Source organism: Streptomyces sp. NPDC103540 (assembly GCF_055584445.1).
On sequence record NZ_JBVJMA010000002.1, the window covers coordinates 220,406 to 241,960 of the forward strand.

The 21,555-nt window shown below is 73.2% G+C and carries 17 protein-coding genes and 2 riboswitches; of the genes, 7 read left to right on the forward strand and 10 right to left on the reverse strand.

Annotated features, from left to right (window positions below; all coding sequences use genetic code 11):
* Nucleotides 1-79: 79 nt before the first annotated feature.
* The 6 genes from ACZ6ZI_RS05625 to ACZ6ZI_RS05650 form a co-directional block, all read right to left on the reverse strand.
* Entirely contained in the window at nucleotides 80-862 is a 783-nt protein-coding gene (locus ACZ6ZI_RS05625) for an enoyl-CoA hydratase (protein ID WP_469516423.1), read from the reverse strand.
* Nucleotides 859-1,773, reverse strand: coding sequence for a 3-hydroxyisobutyrate dehydrogenase (gene mmsB / locus ACZ6ZI_RS05630; RefSeq protein ID WP_469516425.1), 915 nt, complete (start codon nucleotides 1,771-1,773; stop codon nucleotides 859-861). The genes ACZ6ZI_RS05625 and mmsB overlap by 4 nt, the downstream gene beginning before the upstream one ends.
* Nucleotides 1,770-2,861: an enoyl-CoA hydratase/isomerase family protein gene (locus ACZ6ZI_RS05635; protein ID WP_469516428.1), complete on the reverse strand. Its 1,092-nt coding sequence runs from the start codon at nucleotides 2,859-2,861 to the stop codon at nucleotides 1,770-1,772. The genes mmsB and ACZ6ZI_RS05635 overlap by 4 nt, the downstream gene beginning before the upstream one ends.
* Complete coding sequence (locus ACZ6ZI_RS05640; protein WP_469516432.1) at nucleotides 2,858-4,006, reverse strand: acyl-CoA dehydrogenase family protein; 1,149 nt, start codon at nucleotides 4,004-4,006, stop codon at nucleotides 2,858-2,860. The genes ACZ6ZI_RS05635 and ACZ6ZI_RS05640 overlap by 4 nt, the downstream gene beginning before the upstream one ends.
* Before the next feature lie 4 nt (nucleotides 4,007-4,010).
* Complete coding sequence (locus ACZ6ZI_RS05645) at nucleotides 4,011-5,510, reverse strand: CoA-acylating methylmalonate-semialdehyde dehydrogenase (RefSeq protein ID WP_469516435.1); 1,500 nt, start codon at nucleotides 5,508-5,510, stop codon at nucleotides 4,011-4,013.
* Between the two features lie 228 nt (nucleotides 5,511-5,738).
* Nucleotides 5,739-5,917: riboswitch (cobalamin riboswitch) on the reverse strand.
* Between the two features lie 92 nt (nucleotides 5,918-6,009).
* Complete coding sequence (locus ACZ6ZI_RS05650; RefSeq protein ID WP_469517640.1) at nucleotides 6,010-7,461, reverse strand: short-chain fatty acyl-CoA regulator family protein; 1,452 nt, start codon at nucleotides 7,459-7,461, stop codon at nucleotides 6,010-6,012.
* 425 nt (nucleotides 7,462-7,886) lie between these two features.
* Here ACZ6ZI_RS05650 and aceA point away from each other — a divergent pair, with 425 nt between their 5' ends.
* The 4 genes from aceA to metE all read left to right on the forward strand — a co-directional run bounded on the left by aceA (nucleotide 7,887) and on the right by metE (nucleotide 14,711).
* Entirely contained in the window at nucleotides 7,887-9,173 is a 1,287-nt protein-coding gene (gene aceA / locus ACZ6ZI_RS05655) for an isocitrate lyase (RefSeq protein WP_469516437.1), read from the forward strand.
* Between the two features lie 119 nt (nucleotides 9,174-9,292).
* Complete coding sequence (gene aceB, locus ACZ6ZI_RS05660) at nucleotides 9,293-10,894, forward strand: malate synthase A (protein WP_469516440.1); 1,602 nt, start codon at nucleotides 9,293-9,295, stop codon at nucleotides 10,892-10,894.
* On the forward strand, nucleotides 10,891-11,784 hold the full coding sequence (locus ACZ6ZI_RS05665) for a 3-hydroxybutyryl-CoA dehydrogenase (RefSeq protein ID WP_469516442.1): 894 nt from the start codon (nucleotides 10,891-10,893) through the stop codon (nucleotides 11,782-11,784). Before aceB ends, ACZ6ZI_RS05665 begins: the two co-directional genes overlap by 4 nt.
* A gap of 207 nt (nucleotides 11,785-11,991) precedes the next feature.
* Nucleotides 11,992-12,217: riboswitch (cobalamin riboswitch) on the forward strand.
* Between the two features lie 169 nt (nucleotides 12,218-12,386).
* On the forward strand, nucleotides 12,387-14,711 hold the full coding sequence (gene metE / locus ACZ6ZI_RS05670; RefSeq protein ID WP_469516445.1) for a 5-methyltetrahydropteroyltriglutamate--homocysteine S-methyltransferase: 2,325 nt from the start codon (nucleotides 12,387-12,389) through the stop codon (nucleotides 14,709-14,711).
* A 24-nt stretch (nucleotides 14,712-14,735) separates the two neighbouring features.
* Here metE and ACZ6ZI_RS05675 read toward each other — a convergent pair whose 3' ends face one another.
* On the reverse strand, nucleotides 14,736-15,902 hold the full coding sequence (locus ACZ6ZI_RS05675) for a serine hydrolase domain-containing protein (protein ID WP_469516448.1): 1,167 nt from the start codon (nucleotides 15,900-15,902) through the stop codon (nucleotides 14,736-14,738).
* Between the two features lie 73 nt (nucleotides 15,903-15,975).
* Between ACZ6ZI_RS05675 and ACZ6ZI_RS05680 the strand changes: the two genes are divergently transcribed.
* Nucleotides 15,976-16,737, forward strand: coding sequence for a MerR family transcriptional regulator (locus ACZ6ZI_RS05680; protein ID WP_469516451.1), 762 nt, complete (start codon nucleotides 15,976-15,978; stop codon nucleotides 16,735-16,737).
* 133 nt (nucleotides 16,738-16,870) lie between these two features.
* Entirely contained in the window at nucleotides 16,871-17,284 is a 414-nt protein-coding gene (locus ACZ6ZI_RS05685) for an ATP-binding protein (protein ID WP_469516454.1), read from the forward strand.
* Nucleotides 17,285-17,343: 59 nt separating this feature from the next.
* On the opposite strand, the gene ACZ6ZI_RS05690 is transcribed toward ACZ6ZI_RS05685, so the two are convergent.
* The 3 genes from ACZ6ZI_RS05690 to ACZ6ZI_RS05700 are packed head-to-tail and all read right to left on the reverse strand — an operon-like array spanning nucleotide 17,344 to nucleotide 18,991.
* The gene (locus ACZ6ZI_RS05690) at nucleotides 17,344-18,078 is read right to left on the reverse strand and encodes a metallophosphoesterase family protein (RefSeq protein ID WP_469516457.1); all 735 of its coding nucleotides are present in this window, start codon (nucleotides 18,076-18,078) and stop codon (nucleotides 17,344-17,346) included.
* A complete protein-coding gene (locus tag ACZ6ZI_RS05695; protein WP_469516458.1) occupies nucleotides 18,075-18,338 on the reverse strand; it encodes a hypothetical protein in 264 nt (87 codons plus the stop codon). The genes ACZ6ZI_RS05690 and ACZ6ZI_RS05695 overlap by 4 nt, the downstream gene beginning before the upstream one ends.
* Nucleotides 18,335-18,991 (reverse strand): nucleotidyltransferase family protein, encoded by a 657-nt coding sequence (locus tag ACZ6ZI_RS05700; RefSeq protein ID WP_469516461.1) that lies wholly within the window; start codon nucleotides 18,989-18,991, stop codon nucleotides 18,335-18,337. Before ACZ6ZI_RS05700 ends, ACZ6ZI_RS05695 begins: the two co-directional genes overlap by 4 nt.
* Nucleotides 18,992-19,266: 275 nt before the next feature.
* Here ACZ6ZI_RS05700 and katG point away from each other — a divergent pair, with 275 nt between their 5' ends.
* Nucleotides 19,267-21,456, forward strand: coding sequence for a catalase/peroxidase HPI (gene katG, locus ACZ6ZI_RS05705; RefSeq protein ID WP_469516464.1), 2,190 nt, complete (start codon nucleotides 19,267-19,269; stop codon nucleotides 21,454-21,456).
* Nucleotides 21,457-21,555: the final 99 nt, after the last annotated feature.

Sequence of the window (21,555 nt, forward strand, 5' to 3'; positions counted from 1 at the left end):
CCCGTACGCCGGACCCCTCCCGCACACCTGTTCACAGCCGGTTCACAGCACCGGCGCCGCCGCGCGGCCCGGCGGCGGGTCAGCGGTGCCTGAACTCCGCCGCCCGCTTGTCCACGAAGGCGCTCATGCCCTCCTTCTGGTCGGCGGTGGCGAAGACCGCGTGGAAGAGCCGGCGCTCGAAGCGGACCCCTTCCGCGAGGGTGGTCTCGAAGGCCCGGTTGACGGCCTCCTTGGCCATCATGGCGACCGGCGCCGACATGGCGGCCACCGTCTCGGCCACGGCGAGGGCCTCGGTGAGCAGCTCGTCGGCCGGGACGATCCGGGACACCAGGCCGGCCCGCTCGGCCTCCGCGGCGTCCATGGTGCGGCCGGTGAGACAGAGCTCCATCGCCTTGGCCTTGCCCACGGCGCGGGTCAGGCGCTGTGAGCCGCCGATGCCCGGGATCACCCCGAGCTTGATCTCGGGCTGGCCGAAGACGGCGGTGTCCGCGGCGAGGAGGATGTCGCAGAGCATGGCCAGTTCGCAGCCGCCGCCCAGCGCGTAGCCGGCCACGGCCGCGACGGTGGGGGTGCGCAGGTCGCCGAGGCGGTCCCAGGCGGTGAACCAGTCGCTGAGGTACATGTCCATGTACCCCTGGGGCTGCATCTCCTTGATGTCGGCCCCCGCGGCGAAGGCCCGGGGGGAGCCGGTGATGACGAGACAGCCGATGTCGGGGTCCCGGTCGAGGGCCTCCGCGGCGGCCACGACCTCGTTCATCACCCGGAGGTTCAGGGCGTTGAGGGCCTTCGGCCGGTCGAGGGTGAGCAGCGCGGTGCGGCCCTTGCGCTCGACGGTGATCGTCTCGTGCGGGGACTCGGTCACGGGGTGGTTCCGTTCTGGTCGGTCGCGTCGGGGCGGAGGGTGTGGACGATGCCGGAGAAGTCGAGGTCGGCTCCGGCGCCGGCGGCGAAGGCGGCGTACATCTCGGCGGCGCGCGGGCCGAGGCCCGTGTCGATGCCGGCCGCGCGCAGGGCGTTGGCGGCGAGGCCGAGGTCCTTGGCCATGAGGGGGGCGGCGAAACCGGGCCGGTAGTCGTGGTTGGCGGGGCTGGTGGGCACCGGGCCGGGGACGGGGCAGTTGGTGGTGAGCGCCCAGCACTGGCCGGAGGCGGTGGAGGCGACGTCGTAGAGGGCCTGTGGGGACAGGCCGAGGCTCTCGCCGAGCACGAAGGCCTCTCCGACTGCGATCATCGAGATGCCGAGGATCATGTTGTTGCAGATCTTCGCGGCCTGTCCGGCGCCGGGCCCGCCGCAGTGGACGCTCTTCCTGCCCATGGCGGCGAGGACCGGCTCGGCCCGCGCGTACTCCCGCTCTCCCCCGCCCGCCATGAAGGTGAGGGTGGCGGCCTCGGCGCCGACGACCCCGCCGGAGACGGGCGCGTCCAGCGCCCGGTGCCCGGCGCGGACGGCCGCCTCGTGGGCGGCGCGGGCGTCGGCCACGTCGATGGTGGAGCAGTCCACGAACAGGGTGTCGGGCTTCGCCGCGGCGAGCAGTCCGCCGTCCCCGTAGAGGGAGAGGACGTGTCGGCCGGCCGGCAGCATCGTGATCACCACGTCCGCCTCGGCGACGGCGGCGACGGCGGAGTCCGCCGGCTCCACCCCGGCGGCGACCGCCGTGCTCAGGGCGGCGGGCACGAGGTCGAAGCCGATCACGCGCCGGCCGGAGGCGGCGAGGTTGGCGGCCATCGGGCCGCCCATGTGGCCGAGGCCGATGAAGGCGATGACGGTGGTCACCAGGGCACCTCCTGGGGGGAGTCGGTGGTGGCGAGGCGCAGCTCGCGCTCCGCGTCGAGCGGGTCGAACCAGCGGGCGACGTCCTCGTCGCCGACCGAGGCGAGGTCGGCGGGCGACCAGCGGGGGGCGCGGTCCTTGTCGATGACCTGCGCGCGGATGCCCTCGACCAGGTCGGGCGAGCGCAGGGCCGCGAGGGAGACCCGGTACTCCTGTTCCAGGACCCGCTCCAGCGGGCCGAGCAGGCGGGCCCGGCGCAGGGCGGCGAGGGTGACCTTGAGCGCCGTCGGGGACTTGGCGGCGAGGGTCGAGGCCGCCTCCTCGGCCGCCGGCAGGCCGCTGTCGCGGAGCCGGTCCACGATCTCCTCGACCGTGTCGGCCGCGTAGCAGTGGTCGATCCACGCGCGCCGCTCGGCGAGTTCCCCGGGCGGGGGCTCCGCGACGTGCGGGGCGAGGGCCTCGCGCACCGAGGAGTGCGCGAGCGCCGCGGTCAGGGGGGCGAGCCGGTCGGACGGTACGAAGTGGTCGGCGAGGCCGCACAGCAGCGCGTCGGCGGCGCCGACGGGGGCGCCGGTCAGTGCCAGGTGGGTGCCGAGCTCGCCGGGCGCCAGTGCCAGGAGGTAGGTGCCGCCGACGTCGGGGACGAAACCGATGCCGGTCTCGGGCATGGCGACGCGGGAGCGTTCGGTGACGATCCGGACGCTGCCGTGGGCGGAGACGCCGACGCCGCCGCCCATCACGATGCCGTCCATGAGGGCGACGTAGGGCTTGGGGTAGCGGGCGATGAGGGCGTTGAGCCGGTACTCGTCGCGCCAGAAGTCGGCCGAGGCGGTGCCGCCCGTACGGGCGTCCTCGTGGATCGCGCGGATGTCGCCGCCCGCGCACAGGCCGCGCTCCCCCGCTCCGGAGACCACCACGGTCCGTACGGCGGGGTCGTGCTCCCACGCGTCGAGGGCCTCGGCGATGCGCAGCACCATGGTGTGGTCGAGGGCGTTGAGGGCCTTGGGGCGGTTGAGGACGACATGGGCCGCGTGGCCCTCGACGCGCAGCAGGACGCGCTCTTCCCCGGGCGGGGCGGAGGGGAGGGTCATCGCAGGCTCCCCGTGAGGCCGCGGGCGACGATCACGCGCATGATCTCGTTGGTTCCTTCCAGGATCCGGTGCACCCGCAGGTCGCGGACGATCTTCTCGATGCCGTACTCGCTGAGGTAGCCGTAGCCGCCGTGGAGCTGGAGGGCCTCGTCGGCCACGGTGAAGCCGGTGTCCGTGGCGAACCGCTTGGCCATGGCGCACAGCTGCGCGGCCTGCGGGTCGCCCCGGTCCAGGGCCTCGGCGGCGGTGCGGACCAGCGCGCGGGCGGCGGTCAGTTCGGTGGCCATGTCGGCCAGCCGGAACTGGAGGGCCTGCGCGTCGAGCAGGCGCGCCCCGAAGGCTTCGCGGTCGGCGAGGTGGGCGAGGCTGCGGTCGAGGGCGCTCTGGGCGCCGCCGAGCGAGCAGGCCGCGATGCCCAGCCGGCCGCCGTTGAGGGCGGTCATGGCCATGCGGAAGCCCTCGCCCTCGGCGCCGAGGCGCCGGTCGGAGGGGATCCGGACGCCGTCGAGGACCACCTGTCGGGTGGGCTGCGCGTTCCAGCCCATCTTCTGTTCGTTCGCCCCGAAGGACAGGCCCGCGTCGCCCCGTTCGACGACGAAGGCGGAGATGCCGCGCGGGCCCTCGCCGCCGGTGCGCGCCAGGACCACGTAGACGTCGGAGGAACCGGCGCCGGAGATGAACTGCTTGACGCCGGTCAGGACCCAGTGGTCGCCGTCGCGCTCGGCGCGGGTGCGCAGGGCGCTCGCGTCGGAGCCCGCGCCGGGCTCGGTCAGGCAGTAGCTGCCGAGGGTCCGCGCGGCGCAGAGGTCGGGCAGCCAGCGGGCGCGCTGCTCCGGGTCGCCGTAGTGGTCGATCATCCAGGCGACCATGTTGTGGATGGACAGGTAGCCGGCGATGGAGGGGCAGCCGGTGGCCAGCACTTCGAGGATGACGACGCCGTCGGCGCGCGAGAGTCCGGAGCCGCCGGACTCCTCGCCGACGTAGATCCCGGCGAGTCCGAGGTCGGCCGCCCGGCGCAGGACGTCGACGGGGAAGTGCTTGTCGCGGTCCCAGGCGAGGGCGTGCGGGGCGAGCTGTTCCTGGGCGAAGTCGAGGGTGACCTCGGCCAGGGCGAGCTGGTCCTTGCTGAGCAGGTTCGTGGACACGGCGTCAGCCCATCGTCGGGATGGTGAAGCTCGCGCCCTCCTTGACCCCGGAGGGCCAGCGCGAGGTGACGGTCTTGGTGCGGGTGTAGAAGCGGATCGAGTCCGGCCCGTGCTGGTTCAGGTCCCCGAATCCGGAGCGCTTCCAGCCGCCGAAGGTGTGGTAGGCGACGGGTACCGGGATGGGCACGTTGACGCCGACCATGCCGGTGTTGACGCGGCGGGTGAAGTCGCGGGCGGTGTCGCCGTCGCGGGTGAAGATGGCGACGCCGTTGCCGTACGGGTGCTCGCTGGGCAGGCGCAGCGCCTCCTCGTAGTCGGCGGCCCGTACGACGCACAGCACGGGGCCGAAGATCTCCTCGCGGTGGATCCGCATCCGCGGGGTGACCCGGTCGAAGAGGGTGGCGCCGGCGAAGAAGCCGTTCTCGTGACCCGGCAGGGTGAAGCCGCGTCCGTCCACGACGAGTTCGGCGCCCTCTGTGGCGCCGATGCCGACGTAGCGTTCGACGCGTTCGAGGGCCTCCCGGCTGACGAGGGGCCCGAAGTCCGCGTCCGGGTCGTCGGAGGTGCCGATGCGCAGGGCGGCGATGCGTTCCTTCAGCTTGGCGACCAGCGCGTCGGCGGTCTCCTCGCCGACGGGGACGGCGACGGAGATGGCCATGCAGCGTTCGCCGGCGGAGCCGTAGCCGGCGCCGATGAGGGCGTCGGCGGCCTGGTCGAGGTCGGCGTCCGGCATCACGATCATGTGGTTCTTGGCGCCGCCGAAGCACTGGGCGCGCTTGCCGTGGGCGGCGGCGGTGGCGTAGATGTGCGCGGCGATCGGGGTGGATCCGACGAAGCCGAGCGCCTGGACGCGGGGGTCCTCCAGGAGGGTGTCGACCGCCTCCTTGCCGCCGTTGACGACGTTGAGCACGCCGGGCGGCAGGCCGGCCTCCAGGAAGAGTTCGGCGAGGCGCAGCGGTACGGAGGGGTCGCGCTCGGAGGGCTTGAGGATGAAGGCGTTGCCGCAGGCCAGGGCGGGTGCGGCCTGCCACAGCGGGATCATCGCGGGGAAGTTGAAGGGGGTGATGCCCGCGACCACGCCGAGGGGGGCGCGCAGCGAGTGCACGTCGATGCCGCTGCCGGCGTTGTCGGTGAACTCGCCCTTGAGCAGGTGCGGGATGCCGGCGGCGAACTCGACCACCTCCAGGCCGCGTTGCAGGTCGCCGTGGGCGTCGGCGACGGTCTTGCCGTGCTCGGAGGACAGCAGTCGGGCCAGCGCGTCGCGTTCGGGCTCGACGAGCTGGAGGAAGCGCAGCATGACGCGGGCGCGCCGCTGCGGGTTCCACCGGGCCCATTCGGCCTGCGCCTCCTCGGCGTTGGCGATGGCCGCCTCGGTGTCGGCGCGTCCGGCCAGGGGGACCCTGGCCTGGACGGCCCCGGTGTTGGGGTCGTGGACGTCGGCGAAGAGCCCGGACGTGCCGGTGGTGTGCTTTCCGCCGATGAAGTGGGTGAGTTCACGGACCATCGAAGCCTGCTCTCGTCAGGTGAGGATCCGAGGAGGGCGCGGCGCGGGCGCGGCGGTGCACCGATCGGGGTGCGCGCCGCGGTTCCGACCGCGGGACAGGCGGGGGCGCACGGGCCCCCGTCGAGTCACGAACGCGGGGACAGGGCCTCGCCGTTCGGGTACTCCGCCGGATCGCCCGGGCCGTGGTCACGTACCGGTGCCATGCGTGTCTGCTCCATCCTCGTGGACAACACGGAACACCCCGCGGCCGGTATCCTGACTCCCGGATCGTCACGTGCTCTCCGGCCTTCCCGACGGATGGGTTCCGTCAGTGGCCTGAACCGCTGAAAAGCACGCTCCCCGGTCACAGTGGCGGGACCGCGCCGGATTCACACCGGCTTCCCTGCACCGCGGGCTTGTCAGGAACATATAGTTGGACGTCCTAGTAAGTCCACCCCCTCCCGCTCCGCACGAGCGCTCCTCCACCCGGACGGACCGTGTTCCGGCCTGCGGGCGGGGCTCAGCGCGGGCGGTCCGCCACCCGGTACGGGATGAAGGTGCTGGTGTTCTCGTCGACGGCCAGGGGGCGTCCGAGCGGGGGCACGGCGCGCTGGGGGCAGTCGAGGCGCTCGCAGAGCCGGCAGCCCATGCCGATCGGGGTGTCGGCGGAGGTGTTGTCCAGGTCGAGGCCGTCGGAGTAGACGAGCCGGGCGGCGTGGCGGATCTCGCAGCCGAGCCCGATGGCGAAGGTCTTGCCGGGTTCGCCCCAGCCGCCGCGGTGGCGGGTGACGGCGCGGGCGGTCCACAGGTGGCGCTGCCCGTCGGGCATGGCGGCGACCTGGACGTGGATGCGGCCCGGCGCGGCGAAGGCCTCGTAGACGTTCCAGAGCGGGCAGGTGCCTCCCGCGCGGGAGAAGTGGAATCCGGTCGCGGACTGCCGCTTGGACATGTTCCCGGCCCGGTCGACGCGGACGAAGGAGAAGGGGACCCCCCGCAACCCGGTGCGTTGCAGGGTGCTCAGGCGGTGACAGACGGTCTCGTATCCGATGCCGAAGTGGTCGGTGAGCCGCTCGATGTCGTAGCGGAACTCCTCGGCGGCGGTGTGGAAGGCGCGGTACGGGAGGATCAGCGCGGCCGCGAAGTAGTTGGCGATGCCGATCCGGGCCAGGCCGTGCGCGGTGGAGCCGGCCGGGAAGTCCTGCGAGGCGAGCCGGTCCAGTTCGTCCCCGTACTCCAGCAGGGCCAGCTGCGTGGCCATCCGGAAGGCCTGCTGTCCCGGCCGCAGGCGGGCGGAGAGGTGCAGCACGCGCGCGGACCGCGCGTAGTGGTGCAGCCGCCCGGCGTCGAAGCCGGAACCGGAACCGGAACCCGATCCGGAACCGGTGCGGGAGCCGGAACCCGGGCCCGAGCCCCCGCCCGAGCCCGAGTCCGGCGCCGGGTCGGCGCCGACGGTGACGCGTACGCCGTGCCGGTCCGCGAGTCGGGCGGTGAGGACCCGGACGACCTCGCCGGGGCGGATCCCGACGGCGCGGGCTAGCTCCTCGGCGGCCAGGTCGGTGTCGTGGAGGTAGTTCTGTCGCCGGTAGAAGAACTCGCGGATCTCCTCGTGCGGGGAGAGCGGCCCCCCGGCGTCCCCGTCGCGGCCGTCCGTGACGCCGGCGAGGCCCTCGGCCAGTCGTTGTCCGCGGCGGCCGAGGTCCAGCAGCACCTGGGCGACCGCGGGCATCCGGCCGGCGAGTTCGGCCAGGTCGGACGCGGAGACGCGGGCCGCGGCGACCTCCCCGGCGAGCGCCTCGCGCAGGTCGGCGACCAGCCGGCCGGTGTCGCGTTCGGAGAAGAAGCCGGGGTCGACGCCGAAGGCCTCGGTCAGCCGCAGCAGCACGGGCACGGTCAGGGGCCGGGAGTCGTGCTCCATCTGGTTCAGGTAGGAGGGCGAGATCGCGAGGACCCGGGCCAGATCGGCCTGGCTCATGCGCCGCTCCTCGCGCAGCCGCCTCAGCCGCGCACCCGCGTAGGTCTTCTTGTTCACCGTGCCCCCTGTCCGTCGGCGTCACCCTACGCCGCGATCCGCGCGGGTGGGCCTTGGCAGACTTGGCAAAACAGCCCGGGAAGATTCGCAGAACTTGGCAGACGTCCCTGCTTGATGGCACTCGGTGTCATTGGGAGAGTCGTCCTGCGGCCCGCCGGAACCGGCGGTCAGAACGGAAGCAACGGGCGCGATTCACGCCCTGATATCGACGATCCCGGCAGCTTCCGCCTGATGGTTCGGCACCATTGCTCAGCTCGTTCCTCGCGGGGACGGCGGGCCGCGATCCCAGTTCACGGCACAGAGTGCCAATGCTTCGCATCCTTGACGTGCGGGCGCGGCGCGATCGACTCATGGAGACGGTGACGGTCATGGCAGACACGAACACGACGGCGGCGGCCGAGGGGCTGCGGCGGCGGTGGGCCGACGACCCGCGATGGGCGGGCATCGAGCGGACGTACACCGCCGAGGACGTGGTCCGGCTCTCCGGCAGCGTCCGCGAGGAGCACACCCTGGCCCGGCGCGGCGCCGAACGCCTGTGGCGCCAACTCCACGAGTTGGACTACGTCCACGCCCTCGGCGCCCTCACCGGCGGCCAGGCCGTGCAGCAGGTCCGCGCGGGCCTCCAGGCGATCTACCTCTCCGGCTGGCAGGTGGCGGCCGACGCCAACCAGGCCGGGCACACCTACCCCGACCAGAGCCTCTACCCGGTCAACTCCGTTCCCCAGGTGGTCCGCCGGATCAACAACGCCCTGCTGCGCGCCGACCAGATCGCCACCGCCGAGGGCGGCAGCGACACCGTCGACTGGCTCGCGCCGATCGTCGCCGACGCCGAGGCCGGCTTCGGCGGCCCGCTCAACGCCTTCGAGCTGACCAAGGCCATGATCGCCGCGGGCGCCGCCGGCATCCACTACGAGGACCAGCTCGCCTCCGAGAAGAAGTGCGGCCACCTCGGCGGCAAGGTCCTGGTCCCGACCTCGCAGCACGTCCGCACCCTGAACGCGGCCCGCCTCGCCGCCGACATCGCCGACACCCCGACCCTGATCATCGCCCGTACGGACGCCCTCGCCGCGAACCTGCTGACCAGCGACGTCGACGAGCGCGACGCCCGGTTCACCACCGGCGAGCGCACGGCCGAGGGCTTCTACCGCGTGGAGAACGGCATGGCCCCCGTCATCGCCCGCGGCCTCGCCTACGCCCCGTACGCCGACCTCATCTGGGTGGAGACCGGCACCCCGGACCTCGCCCAGGCCCGCGAGTTCGCCGAGGCCCTCCACGCGGAGTTCCCCGGCAAGATGCTCGCCTACAACTGCTCGCCCTCCTTCAACTGGAAGGCCGCCCTGGACGACGACCAGATCGCCAAGTTCCAGCGCGAACTGGGCGCCATGGGCTACAGGTTCCAGTTCATCACCCTGGCCGGATTCCACTCCCTCAACCACGGCATGTTCGACCTGGCCCGCGGCTACGCCGAGCACGGCATGACCGCCTACGTCGACCTCCAGGAGCGCGAGTTCGCCGCGCAGGAACACGGGTTCACCGCCGTCCGCCACCAGCGCGAGGTCGGCACCGGCTACTTCGACCTCGTCTCCACGGCCGTGAACCCCGCCTCCTCCACCACCGCGCTCACCGGCTCCACCGAAGAGGAGCAGTTCCACTAGGCCGTCTCCGGCCCTGTCGACTCCTCCACGGCCCCTGCCTCACCCTCCGGCGTCGCACGGGGGTCGGGCGAACCTCTCCCCGCCCGCCCCCGTCCCCCGTCCCAGCCCAGGAGCACCCGATGACCACCAGCGCACCGGCCCATCCCCTCCCCCGCGTCCTCGCGGCCCCCGGAGACCGCCACGACGAGATCCTCACCCCCGCCGCCCTGGAGTTCCTCGGCCGGCTCGCCTCGGCCTTCGGCGACCGGCGCGCGGAACTCCTCAAGGAACGCCGCCGCCAGGCCATCCGCCTCGCCTCGGGCTCCCCGCTCGACTTCCCGCTGGTCACCTCGGCGGTACGGGACGACCCCTCGTGGCGGGTCGCCCCGCCGGCGCCCGGGCTGACCGACCGACGGGTGGAGATCACCGGCCCGCCGGAGCGGCGCATGGCCGTCAACGCCCTCAACTCCGGGGCGTGCGTGTGGATGGCCGACTTCGAGGACGCCACCGCCCCCACCTGGGACAACGTGATCGGCGGGCAACTGACCCTCCTCGACGCGATCGAGCGACGGATCGACTTCACCTCCGAGGACGGTCGGGAGTACCGCCTCGCCGACCCCGAACGGCTCGCCACCATCGTCGTCCGGCCGCGTGGCTGGCACCTGGACGAGGAACACCTGTCCTTCGACGGCCGCCCCGTGCCCGCCCCGCTCGTCGACTTCGGCCTCTACTTCTTCCACTGCGCGCGGCGCCAGATCGACGCCGGCCACGGCCCGTACTTCTACCTCCCCAAGCTGGAGAACCGCTACGAGGCCCGCCTGTGGAACGACGTGTTCCTCCTCGCGCAGGAGCTGCTGGGCATCCCCCGGGGCACGATCCGGGCCACCGTCCTCATCGAGACGATCACCGCCGCGTTCGAGATGGAGGAGATCCTCCACGAACTGCGCGAGCACTCCTCCGGCCTCAACGCGGGCCGCTGGGACTACCTGTTCAGCCTGATCAAGACCTTCGGCCACCGCACCGACTTCCTGCTGCCCGACCGGGCCCGGGTGACCATGACCGCCCCCTTCATGCGGGCGTACACCGAGCTGCTCGTGGCGACCTGCCACAAGCGGGGCGCGCACGCCATCGGCGGCATGGCCGCGCAGGTGCCGGCCAAGGACCCGGCGGCCCACGAGGCGGCGCTCGCCAAGGTCCGCCTGGACAAGGAGCGGGAGGCCGAGGACGGCTTCGACGGCTCGTGGGTGGCCCACCCCGCTCTGGTGCCCGTGTGCCGCGAGGTGTTCGACGGGGTGCTCGGCGACCGGCCGCACCAGCTCGACCGCACCCGTGAGGACGTACGGGTGACGGTCTCCGACCTGCTCTGCGTACGACGGATCGGCGGGCCGCCGACCGAGATCGGCGTACGCACCAACATCGCCGTCGCGCTGCGGTACTTCGACGCCTGGCTGCGCGGTCGGGGGGCCGTCGCCCTCGACGGGCTGATGGAGGACGCCGCCACCGCCGAGATCGCCCGCGTCCAGGTCTGGCAGTGGCTGCGCCACCGGGTCGTCGACCGCGAGACGGTGCTGCGCCTGCTGGAGGAGGAACTCACGGCGTTGGGCGCCCAGTACCCGTGGGCGGCGTTGGACGAGGTCCGGGAGCTGTTCGAGCGGACGGCGCTGGCCTGCGAACTGCCGCTGTTCTTCACGCCCGGGGCCTACAGCCGCCACCTCGTGCGGCTCGCGGAGCGTCGGGCGTGAGCGGGGACGTGCGGCGCGTGGGCGTCGTCGGCGGCGGACGGATGGGCGCGGGCATCGCCGAGGTCTGCGCGCGGGCCGGGCTCGACACCGTGCTGTGCGAGGTGGACGCGGTCGCGGCCCGCGCCGCCCGGGAGCGGATCGCCGTCTCCCTCGAACGGGCGGTGCAGCGGGGCGGGCTCGACCGGATCTCCGCCGAGTCGGCGCTCGAACGGGTCACGGCCGTCGCTGACCTCGGCGATCTCGCGGACCGGCAGTTGGTCGTCGAGGCCGTCCCCGAGGACGCCGGGGCGAAGGCGGGGGTGTTCGCCGCGCTCGACAAGGTCGTCGAGGATCCGCGGGCGGTCCTCGCCACGAACACCTCGTCGATCCCCGTGATGCGCCTCGGCATGGCCACCGCCGGTCGCGCCGACCGCGTCGTCGGCCTGCACTTCTTCAACCCCGTGCCGGTCCTGCCGCTCGTGGAGGTCGTGACGACCCTGCACACCGCGCCGGACACCGTCACGGCCGTGACGGACTTCGCGACGCGGACCCTGGGCAAGACGGTGATCCACTCCCGGGACCGTGCGGGCTTCGTCGTCAACGCCCTCTTGGTCCCCTACCTGTTGGCCGCGATCCGGATGACGGAGTCGGGCCACGCCAGTGCCTCGGACGTCGACCTCGGCATGGAGCTGGGCTGCGCCCATCCCATGGGTCCGCTGAAGCTCGCGGACCTGATCGGACTGGACACGGTCGCCGCCATCGCCGAGTCGCTCCACGCCGAGTTCAAGGAACCCCTGTACGCACCGCCGCCGCTGCTGTCGCGGATGGTGGAGGCGGGGCTGCTCGGTCGCAAGACCGGCCGCGGGTTCCACGTGTACGACCGGGTCGAGGAGCCCGGACGGCCGGGCTGAGGGGCCCGGCGCGGGGCCGCCGGCCGAGGGTCCGGCGCGCCGCGGTGCGGGGGCGGGCAGCGGGTGGTGCCGCTGCCCGCCCCGTCCGCGTGCCGCCCCGCCCGCACGGGCGGCGGGACGGCGGCCGCGGCACCGGGATGCCGGGGCCGTGTCTCATCTCACCGTCCGCATGGCGAGACGCGCGCCGCGTGCGCGCACGGCGGACCGTACTCTGACCGGGCAGCTGGTTCGCCCCGTCCGCCAGGCGGGATGCGTCGTAAGAGGGAACCCGGTGGGAATCCGGGACTGCCCCGCAGCGGTGAGCGGGAACGACCGCCGTCATACGCACTGGGACCGGACAACGGTCCTGGGAAGCGACGGCCAGTAGGTGCCCGCCGGGAGACCGGCAGGCGTGCCCGCGAGTCCGAAGACCTGCCCGTTGCCCGCACGCGGACGTATTCCGCGGGCGGACATCCCGGTGACCTCGTGGGCGGGTCGGCGTACACGACGAGCGGCACGTGCGGTGTGTTTCCCCGCGGCGTGGTCCGCGCGTCCTGTCGTCCCTTCGCGTCCGCGTCCCGTCGTCCGGGATGTTGTGGACACATCTCGCGAAGGAGAGTTCCGTGACAGACAGGCCCGCAGCCGAGGCGACACGCGCCACCGTGTACGGCTACCCCCGCCAGGGGCAGGACCGGGAACTGAAGAAGGCCGTCGAGGGCTACTGGAAGGGCCGCGTCACCGCCGAGGCCCTCGGGGAGACCGCCCGCGAACTGCGCCGCTCGAACTGGCGGCAGTTGGCCGAGGCCGGTGTCCACGAGGTGCCCTCCGGGGACTTCTCGTACTACGACCACGTCCTGGACACCAGCGTCATGGTCGGCGCCGTCCCCGCGCGGCACCGCGCGGCCGTCGAGGCCGACGCCCTCGACGGGTACTTCGCGATGGCCCGGGGCACGCAGGACGTCGCCCCGCTCGAAATGACCAAGTGGTTCGACTCGAACTACCACTACCTGGTGCCCGAGCTCGGCCCCGACACCGTCTTCACCGCCGACTCCGCCAAGCAGGTCGCCGAGCTGCGCGAGGCCCTCGCCCTCGGCCACACCGCCCGCCCGGTCCTCGTCGGCCCCGTCACCTACCTGCTGCTGGCCAAGCCCGCACCCGGCGTGGCCGACGACTTCCAGCCGATCACCCTCCTCGACCGGCTGCTGCCCGTCTACGCCGAGGTCCTGGCCGACCTGCGCGGCGCCGGCGCCGAATGGGTCCAGCTGGACGAGCCGGCGCTCGTCCAGGACCGCACCCCGGCCGAACTGAACGCCGCCGCCCGCGCCTACCGCGACCTCGGCGGCGCCGAAGAGCGCCCGAAGTTGCTGGTCGCCTCGTACTTCGGGCGGCTCGGCGACGCCCTGCCCGTCCTGGCCAAGGCGCCGATCGAGGGCCTGGCCCTGGACTTCACCGAGTCGGGCGCCGCCAACCTCGACGACCTCGCGGCGGCCGGCGGACTGCCGGGCAAGCGCCTGGTGGCCGGCGTCGTCAACGGCCGCAACATCTGGATCAACGACTACGAGAGGTCCCTGGCCACCCTCGGCACCCTGCTCGGGCTCGCCGGGCGGGTGGACGTCGCCGCGTCCTGCTCCCTCCTGCACGTCCCGCTGGACGCCGCCGCCGAACGCCAGATCGACCCGCAGATCGCCCGCTGGCTCGCCTTCGCCCGCCAGAAGACGCGGGAGATCACCGTCCTGGCACGCGGCCTCGACCGGGGCACGGACTCCATCGCCGCCGAACTCGCGGCCAACCGGGCCGACCTGGCCTCCCGGGCCGGCTCCGCCCTGACCCACGACCCCGCCGTGCGCGCCCGCACCGCGGCCGTCACCGACGCCGACGGCCGCCGCTCCCAGCCGTACGCGCTGCGGAGCGCGGCCCAGCGCGCCCACCTGGGCCTCCCGCTGCTGCCGACGACGACCATCGGATCCTTCCCGCAGACGAACGAGCTGCGCACCGCGCGCGCCGACCTGCGGGCGGGGCGGATCGACGCCGGCGCCTACGAGGAGCGGATCAAGGACGAGATCCGCGAGGTCCTCGCCTTCCAGGAGAAGGCCGGGATCGACGTCCTCGTCCACGGCGAGCCCGAGCGCAACGACATGGTCCAGTACTTCGCGGAGCAGCTCACCGGCTACCTCGCCACCCGGCACGGCTGGGTGCAGTCCTACGGCACCCGCTACGTCCGGCCGCCGGTGCTGGCCGGCGACATCTCGCGCCCCGAGCCGATGACGGTCCGCTGGACCTCGTACGCCCGGTCGCAGACGACCAAGCCGGTCAAGGGCATGCTGACCGGCCCGGTCACGATGCTCGCCTGGTCCTTCGTGCGCGACGACCAGCCCCTCGGCGACACCGCCCGCCAGGTGGCCCTCGCCCTGCGCGACGAGGTGAACGACCTGGAGGCGGCCGGCACCTCGGTCATCCAGGTCGACGAACCCGCCCTGCGCGAGACCCTGCCCCTGCGGGCCGCCGACCACGCCGACTACCTGGCCTGGGCGACCGAGGCCTTCCGGCTCACCACCGGCGGGGTGCGGCCGGACACCCAGATCCACACGCACATGTGCTACGCGGAGTTCGGCGACGTCGTCGGGGCCATCGACGCACTCGACGCCGACGTCATCAGCCTGGAGGCCGCCCGCTCCCACATGCAGGTGGCGCGCGAACTGGCCGCGCACGGCTACCCGCGTGAGGCCGGACCGGGCGTGTGGGACATCCACTCCCCTCGCGTGCCCGGCGTACCGGAGGCCGCGGCCCTGCTCCGGGCGGGCCTGGAGGCCATCCCCGCCGAGCGGCTGTGGGTCAATCCCGACTGCGGCCTGAAGACCCGCGGTTGGTCGGAGACGCGGGCTTCGCTGGAGAACCTGGTGGCGGCGGCCCGTGAGGTGCGCGCCGAGGTGGCCGCCGAGCGCTCCTGACGGCGCGACCCGCCGCGGGCCCGGTCACACCACCGGGCTCGCGGCGGAGCCGGGGGCGGATGCCGGGGCGGATTCCGGGGCGAACTCGGCCCGGAGCAGTTCGGTGAACGCCGCGATCGGGAAGTTCCAGTCCCCGTTGGCGTTGACCGACACCACGCGTGCTCCGTCCCGGGAGCCGAAGGTGTAGGTCCAGGAGCCGTTGATCGCGCCGCCCATCCCCCACACCGTCACCGCGCCCGGCAGGCTCACCGAGGCGACGCCGAGGCCGTAGGCGGTGTCGGGGATCCACTGCTCGGTGGTGACCGTGGTGAACATCTGCGCCTGCTGCGCGGGCGGCAGCAACCGGCCGGCGAGCAGCGCGGTGAAGAAGCGCAGGAGGTCGCCGGTGGTCGAGACGGCTCCGCCGGCGGCCCAGCCCCAGGACGGGTCGAGTTCCGTCACGTCGTGGACGGTGGCGTCGGGCTCGGGCAGCATCAGCTTCGAGTAGTGCCGTCCGTGGGGTCCCTCGATCACCGACTCGCCGGCGCGCGGCAGGTACGTCGCCGTCAGGCCGAGGGGGCGGGCGATCCGCTCCGCGAACGCGTCGGCGAGCGGAGCGCCCGTCACCCGCTCGATGATCATCCCGGCCAGGAAGTAGTTGGTGTTGGAGTACCCGAAGCGCTCGCCCGGGGCGAAGTGCGGCGGGTGGGCGAGGGCGAGACCGACGAGCTCCTCGGGCCGGTAGACGTCGAAGCGGTGCCGCAGGAACGGCTCGCCCGTGCTCCGCGCCACGATGACGGGGTCGTGGACGTAGTCGAACAACCCGCTGGTGTGGTTGAGCAGGTGCCGGACGGTGATCCCCCGGGCGTCTCGGGCGGCGCCGCGCACCAGGTCGGGCAGCAGGGTCTCCACCGGGTCGTCGAGGTCGATCCGGCCCTCGGCGACGAGTTGCAGCACCACGGTCGCCGTGAACGTCTTGGTGGTGCTCCCGATGCGGAAGCGGTCGTGCGGCAGGCGCTCGCGTCCGGTCGTCGTGTCGGCGACCCCGGCCGTGGCGACCCAGGTGCCGTCTTCGTCCGTGATCTCGGTGAGGATGCCCGGGACCCCGCCGTCGGCCACGGCCCGGTCCAGGACGAGCCGGGCGACGGCGCGGTCGGCGGCGGGGGCAGGGGCAGGGGCGGGGGCGGCGATGTCGTTCGTCGTCGTGTTCATGATTAGATCGTCGGACCCTGACGCAGGGTCAGGGTCAAGCGGCTGCTTCCGTCGATTTTCCGGGGGGAAAGGGATGTTGACGATCGGCCAGGTCGCGACCGCTCTCGGCGTCACCGTGCGGGCGATCCGCCACTACCACCAGAGGGGTCTGCTGCCCGAGCCCGAGCGCGACGCCTCGGGGTACCGGCGCTACGGGGCCGAGGCGGTCGTCGCCCTGGTGCGCATCCGGACCCTGTCGGAGGCCGGGGTCCCGCTGGCCCGCATCGAGGAGCTGATGGGCGCCTCCCCCGAGCGGTTCACGGAGGCGGTCGCGGACATCGACAAGGAGCTGCGGGACCGGATCAGGGAGCTGCGCCTGCGCCGGAGCCGGATCGCCGAGCTGTCCGCGGGCGACGCCCTGTTCCTGCCGGAGGAGGTCGTGCTCCTCCTGGAGCGGCTGCGCCGGATGGGACTCAGCCCGGAATCGGTGCGGACCGAACGCGACACGTGGATCCTGCTGGTGGCGAGGCACCCCGAGCAGGTGCCGGGGTGGGCGCTGCGCAAGCGGGCCCTCTTCGACGACCCCGGCTTCCGACGGCTCTACCTGACGGCCGACGCCGCCGCCGGCTGGGACCGCGACGACCCCCGCCTGGAGGCCCTCGCGGACGAGGTCAACGCCTTCGGCGGGCTGCGGACGCCCGACGCGGACGACGACGGGCCCGTCCTCCCGGCCGTCGACGCGCTGGTCACCGTCACGCTCATGGCGGCCCAGACCGGCAGACCGGTACCGGCCTGGGAACGCCTGGTGGAACTGTGCCGGCTGCGGGCCCGCCCCGACCGGCCCGCGGACGGGTAGCCCGGGGGTGGCGCGGGGGGCGTCCGGACGGGACGTGCCGCGCGACGGCACCGCGCGCGGGGGTATGGGACGGCCGATTCGGGGAACGTGCCTTCGTGTGAGGAGAGGACGGACCTCGTCCAGGAGAGGAGCCATGACTCCCACGCACCGGTCACAGCCCCGGCTGCACCTCGAACTGGACGCCGACTCCCGCGCCGCCACCCGTGCCCGCGAGGCCACGTCCCGGTTCCTGCACCGCGGGACCGGGCGCCCCCGCCCCCTGCCGGCCCCCGTCGAGGACGCGGCCCTGCTGATCGTCACCGAGCTCGTGACGAACGCCGTCCGGCACACGCACGGGCCCTGCACGCTGGACCTGGCGCTGCACGGGGAGGTGCTCGACATCGACGTCACCGACACCAGCCCCGCGCCGCCGGAACCACGGCCGCCGCACCTCGACGGCACCGGCGGATGGGGCTGGATCCTCGTCGGGCACCTCGCCCGCGAGGTCGACGTCCACCCCACGCGGGCGGGGGGCAAGACCGTCCACGCCGCGCTGACCGTGGTCTGAGCGTCATCGGTCCCCTCACGCGAGCGTCGCGCGGTCCCGTCGGGTGGGCGTCGATCCCGTCAGCCGATGCCGTTCGCGGAGAGGCGGTAGACGGCGAAGGCCCGGTCGATCACCGGCATCGCCACGTTGCGCACCCGCACGCCGCCCGCCGTCAGGCCGTGCTCCGTCCCCAGGTGGGCGTGCCCGTGGACGGCGAGGTCGGCGCCCTGCGCGTCCACCGCCTCCGCGAGCAGGTAGCTGCCGAGGAAGGGGTAGATCTCCGGGGGTTCCCCGGCGAGGGTGTCGGGCACCGGCGAGAAGTGCGTCAGGGCGATCAGCAGGTCGCTGCCCGCCTCCCGCAGCTCGCGCAACGACCGGGCGAGCCCGTCGGCGCAGCGTCGGGTGTAGCGGACGAAGTCCTTCATCTCGGGTTCGCCGAATTCACTGGCGCAGCGCCCCGCGAACCCGCCGCCGAAGCCCTTCGTGCCGGCGATCCCCACCGTGGTGCCGTCGACGTCGACGCGTACGCCGTCACCTTCCAGCACCGTCACGCCACCCTCGGTGAGCACCCGGGTGAGCTCCTCCTGCCGGTCGCTCTGGTAGTCGTGGTTGCCGAGCACCGCGATCACGGGAACGGGCAGGTCGGCCACCTCGCCGACCACCACCCGGCCCTCCTCGGGGGTGCCGTGCCGGGTCAGGTCACCCGCGAGGAGCAGCAGGTCCGCGTGGTCCACGAGGGTCTCGAACGCGGGCCTCAACAGGCCCTCGGCGCCCGGGGCGAGGTGGATGTCCCCGACGGCCGCCACGCGGATCACGACAGGTCCTCGGAGTGATCGGGGGGTGCGGAGCCGTTGACGGTGACGTCCTGGTGCCAGGGCACGCCGGTCAGCTCCTCCTCGGCGATGCGCAGCACGGCAGCCCGGCAGCCCGGGCTGTTGACGCGCCCCCAGACCAGGGCGCCGGCGCCGCGGGCCTCGACGCGGACGCCGAGTTCGGAGATCTCCTCCCGCGCCAGGCGCTCCCGTAGGTGCTGGAGCCGGTACTCGATGAGTTCGTTCGATGTCTTCGATGTCACGGTGTGTCCTCCCGGGACGCGGGGCCGACGACCTGGAGTCGTTCGAGGAGGTACAGGAAGGCGTCGGACAGCGGACTGTCGCGATGCCGTTCGTGCATGCGGCGCCAGTCGATCTGTTCCCGGAGCATGCGGGCCATCGGGAGCAGGTCCCCGAAGTCGCAGTAATGCTCGCAGAGCGCGGTGAGCCGGGCGTCCATCAGGTCGGTGGGCGCCAGTACGGGCATCCACACCGAGTCGACGGGGCGGGTCTCGGCCCGGGCGAGCAGCTCGGTGCTGACCGGACGCCGCGCGAGTTCGAAGATCAGGTCGATCTCCTCGCCACCGGACCGCCCCTTGACCAGCCAGTCCTCGGGGGCGCGACGCATCTCGATGCCCCCGTCCTCCAGTGCCTTGACCACCACGGCGGAGTCCTCGGGGCGGACGCAGAAGTCCGTGTCGTGCTGGAAGCGGGCCGGGAGGCCGTGGGCGAACGCGGCCACGCTGCCGGCGAGCGCGAAGGGCCTTCCGGAGGCCTTGAGGAGGGCGGCCACGTGCTTGGTGGTCTCCAGGATCGCCTGGGTGTGGTCGCGCGGCAGCGGACCGGCGCCGTCGGCGCCCGCGGGCCCCGAGGGCGCGATCCCGGCCGACGGCGGGGGAAGCCGCTCGTCCCTCACGGCATGCCCCACGGGGTTCGCGTCATGGGCTGCGCCTTGCCCGCCGGCGCCCGCCCAAACCCGCCGCGCGTCGCGAATTGTCCGATTCCGCCCTGGGATGATCGGTTCTGCTCGGGCGGAGCCGCCCTGCGTGTTCTCATCGCCGCGCGGTCCGCGGTGCGCGACCATACGGACGCCGATACCGGCACGAACCGGTGCCTCTCGCGGGGTTCACCCATCCCGCCGGCGCCGGTGACACCAGCACGGGAAACACCGAGACAGGAAGAAGGGCGGACGTGTCCGGCAGCGAAAGCGAGAACCCAGCGATCCCCTCCCCGACCCCCGCGCCGCCTCGGCCCAGGACGAACCAGGACTGGTGGCCGAACCAGCTGGACCTACAGGTCCTCCACCGGCATTCGCCCCTGTCCGATCCGCTGGGCGCGGAATTCAGCTACGCGGAGCACTTCGCGGACCTCGACGTCGAGGCGCTGAAGCGGGACGTCTTCGAGGTGATGACGAACTCCCAGGACTGGTGGCCCGCCGACTACGGCCACTACGGGCCGCTCTTCATCCGGATGAGCTGGCACTCCGCGGGGACGTACCGCATCGCCGACGGCCGCGGTGGCGGAGGCGCCGGCGCCCAGCGCTTCGCCCCCCTCAACAGCTGGCCGGACAACGCGAGCCTCGACAAGGCGCGGCGCCTGCTGTGGCCGGTCAAGCAGAAGTACGGGCAGAAGATCTCGTGGGCCGACCTGCTGGTCTTCGCCGGGAACTGCGCCATGGAGTCCATGGGGTTCAAGACGTTCGGCTTCGGCTTCGGCCGGGCGGACGTGTGGGAGCCGGACGAGGTCTTCTGGGGACCCGAGGACACCTGGCTCGGCGACGAGCGCTACAGCGGTGACCGGGAACTCACCGGTCCCTTCGGCGCGGTGCAGATGGGACTGATCTACGTCAATCCGGAAGGCCCGAACGGGAATCCGGACCCGATCGCCGCCGCCAAGGACATCCGCGAGACCTTCGCGCGCATGGCGATGGACGACGAGGAGACCGCCGCGCTCATCATCGGCGGACACACGTTCGGGAAGTGCCACGGGGCCGTCGCCTCCGACTACATCGGGCCGGAGCCCGAGGGGTGCCCCGTCGAGGCGCAGGGCCTGGGCTGGCACAACACGTACGGCAGCGGGGCGGGCGTCGACGCGCTCACCAGCGGTCTGGAGGGCGCGTGGACCTCCCAGCCGACGAAGTGGGACAACGGGTACCTCGACAACCTGTTCCGCTACGACTGGAAGCTGACGACGAGCCCCGCCGGGGCGCAGCAGTGGACCCCCACGGACCCGTCGGCCGAGGGCACCGTGCCCGACGCCCACGATCCGTCGAAGCGCCACGCGCCCATGATGCTGACCACGGACCTCTCGCTGAAGATGGACCCGGTGTACGGGCCCATCGCCAAGCGCTTCCACGAGAACCCCGACCAGCTCGCGACGGCCTTCGCGAAGGCCTGGTACAAGCTGCTGCACCGTGACATGGGTCCCCTCTCGCGCTACCTCGGCCCGTGGATCCCCGAACCGCAGCTGTGGCAGGACCCCGTCCCCGCCGTCGACCACCCGCTGGTCGGGGACGCGGAGATCGCGGACCTCAAGGCCCGGATCCTCGCCTCCGGGCTGACCGTCCCCCAGCTGGTGACGACCGCGTGGGCCTCGGCGGCCAGCTTCCGCGGCACCGACCGGCGCGGCGGGGCCAACGGGGCCCGGATCCGGCTCGCGCCGCAGAAGGACTGGGAGGTCAACGACCTGCCGGAGGTCGCCGAGACGGTGCGCGCCCTGGAGGGGATCCGGCGCGACTTCGACGGGGCCCGGGCCGGCGGGGCCGGCATCTCCCTCGCCGACCTGATCGTCCTGGGCGGGTGCGCGGCCGTCGAGCAGGCCGCGAAGAAGGCCGGGCACGAGGTCACGGTCCCGTTCGCGCCGGGGCGCACGGACGCCTCGCAGGAACAGACCGACGTGGAGTCGTTCTCCGTCCTGGAGCCCCGTGCGGACGCCTTCCGCAACTATCTCCGCGCGGACGAGAAGCTGTCTCCGGAGACGCTGCTGCTGGACCGCGCCAACCTGCTGACCCTCACCGCACCCGAGATGACGGTCCTGATCGGCGGCATGCGGGCCCTGAACACCGGCTTCGGCGGTTCCCGGCACGGGGTGCTCACCGACCGCCCGGAGGCCCTGACCACCGACTTCTTCGTCAACCTGCTCGACATGGGCACGGGGTGGAAGGCGTCGACGACGACCGCGAACGTCTTCGAGGGCACCGACCACGCCACGGGCGAGGTCAAGTGGACCGCGACGGCCGCCGACCTCGTCTTCGGGTCGCACTCCCAACTGCGGGCCATCTCGGAGGTCTACGCGTCCGCCGACGCGGGGGCGCGGTTCGTGCGCGACTTCGTCTCCGCGTGGGACAAGGTGATGAACCTGGACCGGTTCGACCTGCGCTGATCCCGGTGGCGGGGCCCGACGCCCCGGCCGGCCGCTCCCCGGCCGGCCGGGGCGTCGGCGCGGCGCGACGCGCCTCGGGCGGGCGCGTCGGGCCCGTCG

Excerpts from the sequence above, each read along its gene's own strand:
- ACZ6ZI_RS05635 (WP_469516428.1), bottom strand. The coding sequence starts at position 2,861 with ATGACCCTCCCCTCCGCCCCGCCCGGGGAAGAGCGCGTCCTGCTGCGC.
- ACZ6ZI_RS05645 (WP_469516435.1), bottom strand. The coding sequence starts at position 5,510 with ATGGTCCGTGAACTCACCCACTTCATCGGCGGAAAGCACACCACCGGC.
- ACZ6ZI_RS05650 (WP_469517640.1), bottom strand. The coding sequence starts at position 7,461 with ATGAGCCAGGCCGATCTGGCCCGGGTCCTCGCGATCTCGCCCTCCTAC.
- aceA (WP_469516437.1), top strand. The coding sequence starts at position 7,887 with ATGGCAGACACGAACACGACGGCGGCGGCCGAGGGGCTGCGGCGGCGG.
- aceB (WP_469516440.1), top strand. The coding sequence starts at position 9,293 with ATGACCACCAGCGCACCGGCCCATCCCCTCCCCCGCGTCCTCGCGGCC.
- ACZ6ZI_RS05675 (WP_469516448.1), bottom strand. The coding sequence starts at position 15,902 with ATGAACACGACGACGAACGACATCGCCGCCCCCGCCCCTGCCCCTGCC.
- ACZ6ZI_RS05680 (WP_469516451.1), top strand. The coding sequence starts at position 15,976 with ATGTTGACGATCGGCCAGGTCGCGACCGCTCTCGGCGTCACCGTGCGG.
- ACZ6ZI_RS05685 (WP_469516454.1), top strand. The coding sequence starts at position 16,871 with ATGACTCCCACGCACCGGTCACAGCCCCGGCTGCACCTCGAACTGGAC.